This window comes from Microvirga sp. BSC39 (assembly GCF_000739015.1).
GTDB lineage: Bacteria > Pseudomonadota > Alphaproteobacteria > Rhizobiales > Beijerinckiaceae > Microvirga.
Window position 1 is genome coordinate 1 of sequence record NZ_JPUG01000067.1, and the last position, 13005, is coordinate 13005.

Consider the following 13005-nt stretch of genomic DNA (forward strand, 5'->3'; position numbering starts at 1 on the left):
GCCATGGCGCGCCACACCTTCTTCTGCATCGACGGTCATACCTGCGGCAACCCGGTCCGCGTGGTCGGCGGCGGCAGCATTCCCCAGCTCAAAGGGGACACGATGTTCGACCGACGCCAGCACTTCCTGGCGGAATACGACTGGATCCGGACCGGCCTGATGTTCGAGCCCCGCGGCCACGATATGATGTCGGGCTCGATCCTCTACCCGCCGACGCGGCCGGATTGCGACGTGGGAATCCTGTTCATAGAGACCTCGGGCTGCCTTCCCATGTGCGGTCACGGCACCATCGGCACCGTGACCATCGCGCTTGAGAACGGCCTCATTCACCCGAAGACACCGGGACTGCTGCGGCTCGATACGCCGGCAGGCGTCGTTGAGGCACGCTACGAGCAGAACGGTCCCTTCGTGGAGCGGGTGCGCATCACCAACATTCCGTCGTTCCTCTATGGCACCGGCTATGAGGTCGAGGTCGAGGGGCTTGGCCACCTCACGGTCGACGTTGCCTATGGCGGCAACTTCTATGCCATCGTGGAGCCGCAGACGCTCTTTTCGGATGTTGCAGACGTCAATCCGTCCGACATCCTGCGCTGGAGCCCGAAGCTGCGCGAGGCGTTCAATGCACGCTACCAGATCGCGCACCCCGAAAACCCGGCCATCGACCGTTTGACGCACGTTCTCTGGACCGGGAAAGCCCAGAATCCGGGCAGCACGGCACGCAACGCGGTGTTCTATGGCGACAAGGCCATCGACCGCTCGCCCTGCGGCACGGGCACCTCCGCCCGTATGGCGCATCTCGCTGCCCGCGGCGCCCTGAACGAGGGCGATGCCTTCGTTCACGAGAGCATCATCGGCTCGACCTTCACCGGGCGCATCGAAGGCCGTACCACGGTCGGCGACCGGGACGCGATCATCCCGTCCATCGAAGGCTGGGCCAGGGTGACCGGGTTCAACACCATCTTCATCGACGACCGGGATCCCTTCGCCAACGGCTTCCAGGTCGTCGACCAGAGCCGCTAGGCCTGAAGCCTGTTTCAGGGGCAAACCATGCGGGTTGCGATCATAGGAGCCGGCGTCGTGGGGCTTGCCACCGCGCACGCCTTGCTCGACAGGGGCCATGAGGTGGTTCTGATCGAGCCGGGGGCCAAGCAGGGGCGCCCGACGGATGGCAATGCGGGCTGGATCGCCCATACCGACGTGATGCCGCTCGCCTCGCCGAAGGCGTGGCGGAACCTGCCGCGCTGGCTGATGGACCCGCTCGGGCCACTGACCATCCGGCCAGGCTACCTGCCGCATCTGGCGCCCTGGTTGGCGCGTTTCCTGATGGCCTCGTCGCCCTCACGCATCAAGGCCAGCATCGGGGCGATCCGCTCGATCAATGCGGAGTCGCTGCCAGCCTGGAAGAGCCTTCTGTCGTCTCTCGATCTGAATGGCCACCTCAGGGAGAACGGCATCCTCTCCGTGTGGAGGCATCAGGGCGACTTCCTGCGGTCGCAGGACATCATCGAACATCAGCGCAGTTTCGGGATCGAGGCAAAAGCTCTGCGCCCTGAAGAACTCGCAGAACTGGAGCCTGCGCTCCGCAACGTCGAAGCCGCCGTGCTTTATCCGGACGCTTGCCATGTGTCCGATCCGGCTGTTCTGGCCGCTGACCTTCTGCGTCTGGCTCTGGAGCGCGGTGTGGTGCTTGTGGCGGCGCATGCCTCCAGAATCAAGATGCAGGACGGGGCCATTCACGTGCACACGGATGGATCCGGCCCGGCAGTTGCCGCCGACCACATTGTGATCGCGGCCGGCATCTGGTCGCGCGCCTTAGCCGCTCAACTTGGCGACCGAATCCCGCTCGATACTGAGAGAGGCTACAATGCGACGTATCCGAAGGGCACGTTCGGTATTGGTCGGCCCATCATGTTCGAAGGCGAGGGCTTCGTCACGACGCCTCTCGATACGGGCGACCGGGTTGGTGGCGCGGTCGAGTTCGCCGGACTTGAGGCGCCGCCCAACCACAGCCGGACCGATGCCATGGTGCAGCGTCTGACGCGCTTCCTGCCTCATCTCCAGTCCGAGCCGGCTGCCAAGCAATGGATGGGATTTCGGCCTTCGATTCCAGACTCGCTCCCGGTGATCGGGCCTGCCGGGCGGGACCGGCGCGTGATTTATGCCTTCGGCCACGGTCATTATGGCCTCACGCAGGCTGCGATCACGGCCCAGATGGTGGCGGGAATGCTTGAGGGTCAATCCGGCCCGGTCGATGGGAGCCCGTTCTCCGCCCAGCGCTTCTGATCCGGCTGCCTTGCTCACAAGTTCTGGAGCTTCAGCCCGAATCAGGATGAAAGGTCTTTTGCTGAACGAGAAAGGCCGCGCATAATCGAGCGTCACTCCTATCGGGTTGCTAATGTCTTCCGTGAACTTGCTGGCCAGTCTTGAGCGGCCTTCGCGAGCCGCTGTCATCGGCGCCTCGGGAGGGATCGGAAGGGCCGTCACGGAGTTGCTGGCGAATGAGGGTTTCGAGGCTGTCCATGCCCTGTCGCGAAGCGGCTTCGGTAGCGAGCATCAAGGCGCGCGAACAGGCGTCGTCGATATCGAGCACGAGGCCGGCATCGCCACGGCGGCTGAGGGGCTCAGGGATGGGGCGCCTTTGCGTCTTGTTCTTGTGGCGACCGGGTTGCTCCACGCGGCGGACCATCAGCCGGAGAAAACTTTTCGGAGCCTCGATCCGGAACTCCTGGCCAGGAGCTTTCGCGTCAATTCCATCGGCCCCGCGCTGGTCGCCAAGCACATGCTCCCTTTGCTCCCCAGGAGCGGGAAGAGCATCTTCGCCGTGATCTCGGCCCGTGTGGGCAGCATCGAGGACAATCGGCTCGGCGGATGGTACGGCTATCGTGCCTCGAAGGCTGCCCTCAATCAGCTCATGCGGACTCTGGCGGTAGAACTCCGGCGCCAGAAGCCCGACGCGATTTGTGTCGCCCTCCATCCCGGCACCGTCGACACGGCTTTGAGTCAACCTTTCCGGACCGGGGTCGAAAGCGGAAAGCTTTTCACCCCTGCTTATGCGGCCGAGCGGCTGCTCACGGTTCTGAATGGCCTCACGGCTGCGGACAGCGGCGGGTTCTTCGCCTGGGATGGACAGCACATTCCGTTCTGAGATTAGCCTCCGAGCAGACCTGAAGCTGTGGCAGATTGCCCGCGAAGGACCTCACGTTCACGGTCGGCGTTCCCTCGCTGAAGGAGGCGCCCCAATGGATCCCGGACTGGCCCTGGATGGGAAGAGGGAGGCTACGCCAAAGCTCTGGCGGCCACGGCGCGTGCTTGTGACGCCGGCTGCGCTGGAGTGGGAGCATGGTCGTGCCATCCTTGAGCGGGCAGCCTCGCTGGGGTCCGAGATCGTCGAGCTGAAAAGCAATCGGCTCGCGGGTCTGGGCGGCGATAATGATCGGCAGAGCTATGTCAATGCCAAAACCACGCTCGCCGTTGTGGTGGCGCCTCCCGGCAAGCGCCGTCTGCAGCCAATCCCGCCGAGCGCGGACTGGCGGGTCGATCTGGCAGAAGGCTGCCCGGCCCATTGCCAGTACTGCTACCTGGCAGGCTCGCTCTCCGGCCCTCCGGTGACGAGGGTTTACGCCAATCTTCCCGAGATCCTCGACAGCCTGGCGGATTATGTCGGCAAGGGTGCGGTGACCTCCCGCTCCACCGACCGGATGCATGAGGGCACTACATTCGAGGCATCCTGCTACACCGATCCTTTGGGGATCGAGCACCTCACCGGCTCGCTAGCGGCAATAATCGCACATTTCGGGTCATGGCAAGCTCCCGTGCAGCTTCGCTTCACCACGAAGTTTGATGCAGTGCAGCCTCTGCTCGGCATTGCGCACGGCCGTCGCACCCGGATCCGCTTTTCGGTCAATGCCAAGCCCGCAGCGCGCTTCGAGGGCGGCACTGCATCCGTCGCGGCGCGGCTGAACGCGATGCGATCGGCAGCCCTGGCCGGCTATCGGGTAGGCCTGACGATTGCGCCGATCATGCCGGTCGAGGACTGGCGTGAGGCCTATGGTGCCCTGCTCCAGGATGCCGCTGCCGCAATGCGGGATGTGCCGGATCTCGACCTGTCGGTGGAGCTCATCACCCACCGGTTCACGCCAGGATCCAAGACCGTCCTGAACGGGTGGTATCCGGGATCGGACCTCGACATGGACGAGGAGACACGAGCCCGGAAGATGACCAAGTTCAACTCGATCAAGTATGTCTACACCTCAGAGATCATGAAGGAGATGCGCAGGTTCTTCGAGAGTGCGACCGGAAGCATTCTCCCGTCCGCTCGAATCCTGTACTGGACCTGATAACCGCGACCAGCACGGAACACGCTGGCCATAGCAGACTTCCTCAGTGCTGAACTCCGAGCGGCCAGGGCGCAAAGAGGCTGGGGCGTCTCCAAAGCACAAAATGGTCCTGCGCAGCAAGCTTCAGGCCGGCGTCCTTTTCCAGACGGGCAATCTGTGCCTCGATGATCCTGAGCTCCCGCTCAAGCTTTGCAGACCGGCGCGCGTTGGCTGCGAAGGGCTTTCTTTTCCTGCTCTTCATCTAGCACCTCATGGTCCGAAAAGCAGACGTCGTTCCCCCTGCTGAGGAAGACGATCGGCGCTCGGATGGCCATGCTTGTGCCCCCTGCAGTTCGTTCGATGTATTGTTGATTCGAATCGTACCTGAGGCCGCATTGGTTCGTCTGTCAGGAACCCGACATAGGCGCGATATTCGTTAACGCAGAGTAACCTGTGAAACCTCAGATCAACGCCGACTGTTGAGAGAATTGGAAATCCTCACGAACCCAGGGCGCATCGTGGCTACCACTGCATCCCGACGCTATCACCCATGGCCAGGCTATGTCCTCGGCTTTGCCCTTGGCGGCTTTTTCGATGGCATTCTGCTGCACCAGATCCTGCAGTGGCACCATCTCCTGAGTGCCATCAACGGGGATGACATCCGATTTCAGGTCGCTGCGGATGGATACTTCCACGCTCTGATGTACATAATCGCCGCCGTCGGGCTCTGGAAGCTGTGGGCGCCGCGGCGCACGCCCGGAGGGATGTCAGGCCGATTGCTGTTCGCAGGGATCCTGATCGGCTTCGGTGCTTGGCACATCGTGGATGCGGCCCTGTCGCATTGGCTGCTCGGGATCCACCGCATCCGGATGGACAGCAGCAGCCCGATCTTCTGGGATCTCCTCTGGCTGGGTCTCTTCGGTCTTGTGCCGGTGATCCTCGGATGGATCATGGGCGGGCCGAGAGACGGCGAGTCTCAGATCGGCAGACCGGCGGTACAGGCTCGCACATTGGCGGCTCTCCTAGTGATCGGGGCAGGCGCTTTGGGAGTGTGGCCTCTGCGGGGCAGCGAATTCACCACGGTGCTGTTCGCCCCGGGCACCGGACAGGACCGCGTCGTCAGATCGCTCGCAGCAGTCGATGCGCAGCTGGTCTGGACGGATGTGACCGGGGAACTCGCGGTGGTCAGGATGGCCGATGGGCAATCGGCGTGGGGGCTGTTTCGGCACGGCGCGATTCTCGTGACCGGAGCCGGACTTCCCGCAGGCTGCCTCAACTACCTGCGAACCTGACTTTCCGCCGCGTTTCAGCGCCTGCGCAGCCGGTCGATGGCCTCCTTGTGTGCGGCGGGATCGACGTCGTACTCGGCCGCGAGTCGTTCGATCTCCGCACGCCTGTCTTCAATGCTGAGCCGGGGGTTTAGACTGGCGACCGCAGCCAGAAACGACGCGCCGGCAAAAACCGGGTCGCGGCGGCGCGCAGTCTGGTCGCGCTCCTTCTTCATCTCCGCCTGCCGCTGCTTATAGGTCTCCAGCGGTCCGAATGCCCGGAGGGCACGGTTGCGCAGGGCCGGAGCCGGAAGTTCGTGCTCCTGGGCGATATCCTGCAGGGCTCCTTCCGCGTCCTCGCCCGCGAGCAGGGCTTCTGCGAGTTCCTCCAGCGCTGAAACGAACGGATCCATCATGGCCCCTTTCTGAATGGTTTGACCTTCAACGGATGGTGATCCGATCGGTTCTCCACCAAGATGTTGTCGAAGGCTCGAGTTGACCAATAATCTCTGTTTCCGATTGTCCTCCGCTCCCATCGCCCCCGGGCGAACTCCACACCAAGGTCGAACAGATGCAGGAACGTACGGATCCCTATCTCTGGCTGGAAGATGTGGAGGGCCAGGAGGCGTTGACCTGGGTGCGGACCCATAACGAAACCACCAAGGAGGCCCTGTGCGATCCCGCATTCGAGGCCGACAAGAAGGCGCTCTACGAGATCTCGACCCGGCCCGACAACATCCCGTTCATCACCCGGCGGCGGGGGCAGCTCTACAACTTCTGGCAGGACGCTTCCCACGTGCGCGGCCTGTGGCGGCGCACCACCATGGAGGACTACCGCCAGACGGAGCCTACGTGGGAGACGGTGCTCGATATCGACGCCCTGGCCAGTGCCGAGGGGGAGGACTGGGTCTGGAAGGGCTGCGGAACGCTTCAGCCGGAACAGCGCTACGGCCTGGTGAGCTTGTCCCGGGGCGGCGCCGATGCCGTGGTGGTGCGGGAGTTCGATCTCGTCGAGAAAAGGTTTGTCGAGGGCGGGTTCGCCCTGGAGGAGGCCAAAGGCGGAGGAGCCTGGCTCGACGCGGACACGCTCCTTGTCTCGACCACCCTGGGGGCGAACGCCGCCACCGCTTCCGGCTATCCGCGAACTGTGCGCCTGTGGCGGCGCGGCTCGGATTTCATGCAGGCTCCTGTGCTCTTCGAGGGCGAGGCCAGCGACATCTACATCTCGGCCTCGGTGGATCAGGAGCCCGGATACGAGCGCACCTTCTACCGGCGGCAGATCACCTTCGAGGAGGGGCTCAGCTATCTCGCACGCGAGGATGGCGAACCCCTGCTGATCGATCTGCCGCTCGATGCCCGTTTCGACGTGGAGAAGGATTGGCTCGTCGTGAAGCTGAAAAGCGACTGGGCCTTGCCGGGCCGCACCTATCCGGCCGATGCGCTCCTGGCGATCAGCTTCTCGCGCTTCCTTGAAGGAGCCCGCCGGTTCGAGGTGCTGTTCGAACCGGGTCCACGGCGCGTTCTCTCCGGGTTCTGGTGGACCAGGTCTCGGCTGGTGCTCACGGTTCTCGACAACCTTTCCAGCCAGATCTGGCTCGCCGCACCGGGCTCATCATGGAGCCTGGAGCAACTGGAGGGGCTACCCGACACGGCCTCCGTCCACGCCATGTCGCTGGATGCGAGCCAGCTCGAGCGCACCGACGAGTTTCTCCTGATGATCTCGAGCTTTGTCGAGCCGACGAAGCTTGCCCTGGTGACGGAAGACCGGCGGATCGAGGTGCTGAAGGAAGCACCCGCCGCCTTTGACGCCTCCGGCCTGGAGGTGACGCGCCACGAGGCCGTGTCGGTGGATGGAGAGCGGATTCCTTATTACCAGATTGGACCGAAGGATCAGAATGGGCCGCGCCCGACGGTGCTCTACGGCTATGGCGGGTTCTCGGTGTCGATGACGCCGGGTTATCTCGGCGGCATCGGCAAGACTTGGCTGGAGCGGGGCAATGTCTGGGTGGTGGCCAACATCCGTGGCGGCGGCGAGTTCGGAGCCGCCTGGCACAAGGCCGGCATGCGCGAGGGCAAGCGCCTGTCCCACGACGATTTCGCCGCCGTCGCTCAGGATCTCGCCAAACGGGGAGTGACGACACCGGAGCAGCTTGCGGCCTATGGCGGGTCCAATGGCGGTCTGCTCGTGGGCAACATGCTCACCCGGTATCCGGAGCGCTTCGGGGCGGTCTGGTGCACCGTACCGCTCCTCGACATGCAGCGCTATACGCGCCTGTTGGCGGGGCCGAGCTGGGTGGCGGAATATGGCGATCCGGACAGGCCTGAAGATTGGTCCTACATGGCGGGATTTTCCGCCTACCAGAATCTGGAGCAGGGCCGCGCCTATCCCCCCGTGCTGCTCGTGACGTCCCGGCGGGATGACCGAGTTCACCCCGGCCATGCCCGCAAGATGGCGGCCAAGCTGGAGGCCATGGAGCAACCGGTCTTCTTCTACGAGCCCGACGACGGCGGCCATGGCGCCGCCAACAAGGAGCAGGCGGCTTTCCTCTCCGCGTTGGGCCTTTCCTTCCTGCGAAGGACGTTGAAGGGCGACGGTACCGCATGAGCCGGAACAGGCTCTATTCGGCAGGGGATAAGGCTTTGCGGAGGGGAGCCGCCCATAGCCAGCGGCTCCCTTGATATTGCACTCTGCAGTGATCACATAGGAAAGGCGCGGCACCTCAATATCTTAACCCCTGCAACGACTCCAAGAGCATGGCCGGAGCAGCGGGGTCGTCATCGCTTCACAGCGACACTCGAAAACATCTGCAGCCTTCTGGAGTTTACCCGGACACGCGGCGCAAGCTGCGACGACAGGCTGTCCATGAACGAGGCGGGAGCCGCCTTTCGGAAATCTGAATGTCCAAGAAATCAAAGAACCTTGTCAGCCTCAACCACCTGCCGGGGATCCTGCTCGCCAGCCAAGCCGAATGCGAGCGTTGGATCGACGCTGGGCTGATCCCGGTGGCGGAGCGCCGTACAGTCCAAAGACGCGGGCGCAACGTTGAGGAACCGATGTTCGACCCCGAGGTCGTGGCCCCGCTCGCCGCCGAGGTTCCTGCGTGGCGGGAGCATGGCGACGAGAGCGGCTTGGAACTCCGTGCCCCTGCGCGTCGAAAAGAGGGGGACAGGTCTGCCGACCAACCTCACGACGATGCGGCGCATCGGCGGCGTCAAAGCATCCTGGCTCCTGTTCGCAGGAACACGGGCATATACGTCGCGGAGGACATCCGGCGGATCGAGAGCGGACGCTGGAAGCCCGAGCGCGTTTTCGCCGGCTACCGTGCCGTGTTCAGCCAGCCCATGCAGGTTCTGCCGGACAGTGAGCCGATCGAGATCGCCATCGAGTTTGCTTTCGCAGAACCGGTGGAGGTCGCCGCGGTGACGCTCGCGCCGGCTCGCGTCGAGCGTGCCGAGCTTGCGGCTGCTTCCGAGACACTGGAAGCCCGGCTGATCGAGCTGCGCGACGCCACCTTCGAGGTCTGCGAGCAGGAGCTGGCTGGCTGGCGCGACGAGCTGGAGACCTACCTCGACGCCTTCGAGGATGCGGACGAGCGGCAGGCGATCCTAAGCGGCATTCGTGCCGCTCTCGACAAGCTCGACCGGGTCCATGCCTCCGACAAGGGCGGTCCTGCCGGTGCTGCGCGCAAACTGCGCCAGAAGCTCGACGACTATCGCTCGAAGGCCGCAGCCCGGAGGCTCCGGCACCTGCGCGAAGCCCAGATCCGCGAGGCGTCCGGCTATGAGCGCTACGCGGCGATCTTCCCGGTCGCCCGTTCCCTCGACCGCCGCTTCCTGTTCCTCGCCGGGCCGACCAACTCGGGCAAAACCTATGAAGCGCTGAAGCTCGCGCGCGAAGCCGAGACCGCCGAAATCCTTTCACCTCTGCGGCTCCTGGCGCTCGAGCATTTCGAGCGCATGAGCGAGGAGGGGCTTCCAGCCGGCATGGTGACAGGCGAGGAGCGGGTGCTGCCGGAAGGCGCGACGCACATCGCCCGGACCATCGAGACGCTCGATCTGCATCGTGTGGTCGATGTCTGCGTCATCGACGAGGTGCAGATGCTGGGGGATCCGAGCCGCGGCTGGGCCTGGACCCAGGCGATGGTCGGCGCCCCCGCAAAGCTCGTGGTGCTGACGGGAGCGCCGGAGGCGATCCCTCTCGTCGAGCACCTGCTTGCCATGACCGGCGAGCCGCTGGAGGTGAAGATCCTCAAGCGCAAGGGCAGGCTGCGCGTGGAAGGCGTTCCGGCCAACCTCGCCAAACTGACTCGCGGCGATGCGGTGGTGGCCTTCACCCGCCGGGATGTGCACGACCTGCGCACGCGCCTCGTCCAGTCCGGGCGCACGGTGGCGACCGTCTATGGCGCGCTGGGTCCCGAGGTTCGCCGGGCCGAGGCTGCGCGCTTCCGCAATGGCGAGGCCGAGATACTGGTCGCGACCGACGCCATCGGCATGGGCCTGAACATCGGGCCGCTCCGGCGGGTCGTGTTCTCCACCTTGCGGAAGTTTGACGGCATCCGCGATCGCCAGCTCACGGCCATGGAGATCAAGCAGATTGCCGGCCGGGCAGGGCGCTTCGGCCACCACGACGAAGGCCTCGTGACGGCTCTGCCGGAGGTCGGCGGCTACGCGCAGGTGGAGAAGATCATCGGCAATGCGCTGACCGGCGATGCCGGCAAGCTGCGGGGCAAGGCCTATGTCCGCCCGAACCAGGAGACCGTGCTGTCGGCAAGCGAGGTGCTGCAGACGGATCGGCTCGGCCGCGTGCTGCAACATCTGAACGACACGCTTGTCGCGGGCCACCCGGATCTGCGCATGGCCGACATGGACGAGATGATCGCGCTGGCAACGCTTCTCGATACCGTGGACATGCCGATCCTCCATCGGTTGTCCTACTCCATGGCCCCGGTCGATGGACGCGAGCAGCTGGCCGTTGAACTGCTTGTCGACTGGGCCCGGCAGCATGCCCGCGACGGGCGTGTGCAGGCGCCCGATTTCGGCGTCAACACGGATCTCCTGAAGCTGGAGGCCCGGGTGAAGATCGCCACCTCCTGGCTCTGGCTCGCCCAGCGCTATCCGGATGTCTTCGAGGAGGTGGAGGCCGTCGTCGATCTGCGCGCAAGCCTCAACGCCAAGATCGAGGAGAAGCTTGTCTCGACGTCCGTTTCGCATCGTCGGAAGCCCGAGGACAAGGCGCGGCGGGACAGAGGCAAGGCCCCTCAGAAGCAAAGAAAGAACCGGCGCCGCCGATCCGAGGCCGATACAGGCGAACTGGAGCAGCACCGCGCCAGGAGGCGCTAGGCTGCAAGCTCCTGCTCGACGAGCGCGACCCAAAAGGCGACACCCGTCGGGATGGCATCGTCGTTGAAGTCGTAGGCCGTGTTGTGGTGAAGCGCCCCGTCGACGGCAGGGCCGTTTCCGAGCCACACATAGGCGCCTGGCGCGGCCTCACCGAAGAACGCGAAGTCGTCTCCCGCGGTCGAGGGCTCGAAGTTCGTCACGACCTTGGATCCGCAGACGACCTGCGCGGCCTTGAGGGCGCGGGCCGTGGCATCGGCATGGTTGATCACCGGTGGGATACGCCTGCGAAACTCGTACGATACGTCGATGTCGAACATGGCCGCAATGCCTCGGGCGAGACGCCCGATTTCCACTTCAAGCTGGTTGCGTATTTCGGCGGAATAGGCCCGCGCCGTGCCGCCGATCTCGACCACATCCGGGATAACGTTGAGAGCCCGTGGGTCCCCGGCCTGTACGGAGCAGGCGCTCACCACCGCAGGCTGCAACGGGTTGACCACGCGCCCCACGATGGTCTGCAAGGCGGAGAGGAAGTGGCCGCTCGCCGTAATCGGATCCTTGCCGAGATGGGGCTTGGCGCCATGAGTACCGACGCCCTTGAAGGTCACGAACCAACTGTCCGACGAGGCAAGCTGCGGGCCAGGGGTGACGGCCATCTCGTTCACGGCCAGTCCCGGCATGTTGTGCAGACCGTAGACAGCATCGCAGGAAAAGAGGTCGAAGAGCCCATCTTCCACCATCTTCTTCGCGCCGCCCCGGCCTTCCTCAGCCGGCTGGAAGATGAAATGGACTGTACCGGAGAGGTTGCGGGTCTTGGCCAGGTAGCGAGCTGCTCCCAGCAGAAGCGTGGTGTGCCCGTCATGACCGCAGGCATGCATCTTGCCGGAAAATTTCGACTTGTACGGACGCTCCGCCTGCTCCGGCATGGCCAGTGCGTCCATGTCGGCACGAAGGCCGATAGTGCGCGTGCCGTTGTCGATCTGCAGGGTGCCGACGACACCTGTCCTGCCCAGTCCCCGATGTACCTGAAGGCCGGCCTCTTCCAGGAGGGAAGCGACAATCCCGCTCGTCCGCTCCTCCTCGAAACCCAGCTCCGGGTGGGCATGAAGATCTTGGCGAAGGCTGCGCAGGAATGATAGGTCCGCCTGGATGAGGTCCTGAAGGGGCATTGTGCTGTCGTCCTGGATATGCCGGCTCGAATCGTTCGATAACCCGGCAGAGGACAGCCCACAATCATCCTTCGCACGGCTGACCGACAGGAGCGAGCGATGCAGCCCCACGATTTCTGGCAGGAAATCCACCTGCCGTCGACCTTCGAACGGCAGCCGACAGAGGGACATCGCTTCTTCTATCCGGCAGAGTTCGAGGATGGACGCCAGCTGCGTCTGCCGATCCGGGAGCTGGCGGATGGGGAGCACGCTCTGGCATCGCTCATCATCAACCAGGCCAGTTTTGCCGTGGAGGATGCGCTCTGCGCCAGCCTTGCCGAGAAGGTCCGCGCCTTCGCTCCGGAGGTCGTGGTCGGGCTTCCGACATTGGGGCTCACCCTGGCGAGCGGCACGGCCAGGAAGCTGGGGCACAGCCGCTATGTTCCCCTCGGGACCTCCCGCAAGTTCTGGTATCGCGAGGATCTATCGGTGCCGATGACGTCCATCACCAGCCCAGAGCAGGTGAAGCGGCTCTATCTCGACCCACGCATGTTGCCCTTGATCGAGGACAGGCGTGTCCTGCTGGTGGACGATGTGATCAGCAGCGGACGTTCCATCGCCGCTGCTCTGGAGCTCCTCGCCTCATGCGGGATCAGGCCCGTCGCCATCGGTGCGGCGATGCTCCAGACGGATTTCTGGCGCGACAAGCTCGCGACCATCAGCCCCGAATGGCCGGGACGGGTCGTCGGCGTGCTGCGCACGCCACGGCTCAAGCGGACATCCGCCGGTGGCTGGGCGCCTCTTTTTGATTTGCGAGCTTTTTGAGCAGAATGTCTGTAACGTGGGCAATGTCCGTGGTGGGCAGGGCTTTTCCATGGCCATGATTGTGTTAATGCCTATGGCACCTCGACCGGGTAACGGCCCCGTCGCAGCGAA

At 64.3% G+C, this 13005-nt stretch carries 10 protein-coding genes; 8 read left to right on the plus strand and 2 right to left on the minus strand.

What is annotated here, in order from left to right:
- Window positions 1-3: 3 nt before the first annotated feature.
- The 5 genes from MA07_RS15695 (at window position 4) to MA07_RS15720 (ending at window position 5608) form a co-directional block, all read left to right on the plus strand.
- Window positions 4-1020: a 4-hydroxyproline epimerase gene (locus MA07_RS15695; RefSeq protein ID WP_036347006.1), complete on the plus strand. Its 1017-nt coding sequence runs from the start codon at window positions 4-6 to the stop codon at window positions 1018-1020.
- Between the two features lie 27 nt (window positions 1021-1047).
- Complete coding sequence (locus MA07_RS15700; RefSeq protein ID WP_036352810.1) at window positions 1048-2283, plus strand: FAD-binding oxidoreductase; 1236 nt, start codon at window positions 1048-1050, stop codon at window positions 2281-2283.
- 112 nt (window positions 2284-2395) lie between these two features.
- Entirely contained in the window at window positions 2396-3145 is a 750-nt protein-coding gene (locus tag MA07_RS15705; protein WP_036352813.1) for an SDR family NAD(P)-dependent oxidoreductase, read from the plus strand.
- A 94-nt stretch (window positions 3146-3239) separates the two neighbouring features.
- Window positions 3240-4337 carry a spore photoproduct lyase family protein gene (locus MA07_RS15710; protein ID WP_052003215.1) on the plus strand — a complete coding sequence of 366 codons (1098 nt, stop codon included), beginning with the start codon at window positions 3240-3242 and terminating at the stop codon, window positions 4335-4337.
- 497 nt (window positions 4338-4834) lie between these two features.
- Window positions 4835-5608 (plus strand): DUF2243 domain-containing protein, encoded by a 774-nt coding sequence (locus tag MA07_RS15720; RefSeq protein WP_036352917.1) that lies wholly within the window; start codon window positions 4835-4837, stop codon window positions 5606-5608.
- A 14-nt stretch (window positions 5609-5622) separates the two neighbouring features.
- Here the strand turns inward: MA07_RS15720 and MA07_RS15725 are convergent, their stop codons facing one another.
- Window positions 5623-6000: a hypothetical protein gene (locus MA07_RS15725; protein ID WP_036352819.1), complete on the minus strand. Its 378-nt coding sequence runs from the start codon at window positions 5998-6000 to the stop codon at window positions 5623-5625.
- 155 nt (window positions 6001-6155) lie between these two features.
- On the opposite strand from MA07_RS15725, the gene MA07_RS15730 reads away from it, so the two are divergent.
- Both MA07_RS15730 and MA07_RS27880 read left to right on the plus strand, forming a co-directional pair.
- Window positions 6156-8189, plus strand: coding sequence for a prolyl oligopeptidase family serine peptidase (locus MA07_RS15730; protein ID WP_036352822.1), 2034 nt, complete (start codon window positions 6156-6158; stop codon window positions 8187-8189).
- A gap of 293 nt (window positions 8190-8482) precedes the next feature.
- Entirely contained in the window at window positions 8483-10924 is a 2442-nt protein-coding gene (locus MA07_RS27880; RefSeq protein WP_052003216.1) for a helicase-related protein, read from the plus strand.
- Here the strand turns inward: MA07_RS27880 and MA07_RS15740 are convergent.
- Window positions 10921-12090, minus strand: coding sequence for a M20 aminoacylase family protein (locus MA07_RS15740; protein WP_036352825.1), 1170 nt, complete (start codon window positions 12088-12090; stop codon window positions 10921-10923). The genes MA07_RS27880 and MA07_RS15740 overlap by 4 nt on opposite strands.
- A gap of 99 nt (window positions 12091-12189) precedes the next feature.
- Here MA07_RS15740 and MA07_RS15745 point away from each other — a divergent pair, with 99 nt between their 5' ends.
- Window positions 12190-12894, plus strand: a complete 705-nt coding sequence (locus MA07_RS15745; protein WP_036352827.1) for a phosphoribosyltransferase — start codon at window positions 12190-12192, stop codon at window positions 12892-12894.
- Window positions 12895-13005: the final 111 nt, after the last annotated feature.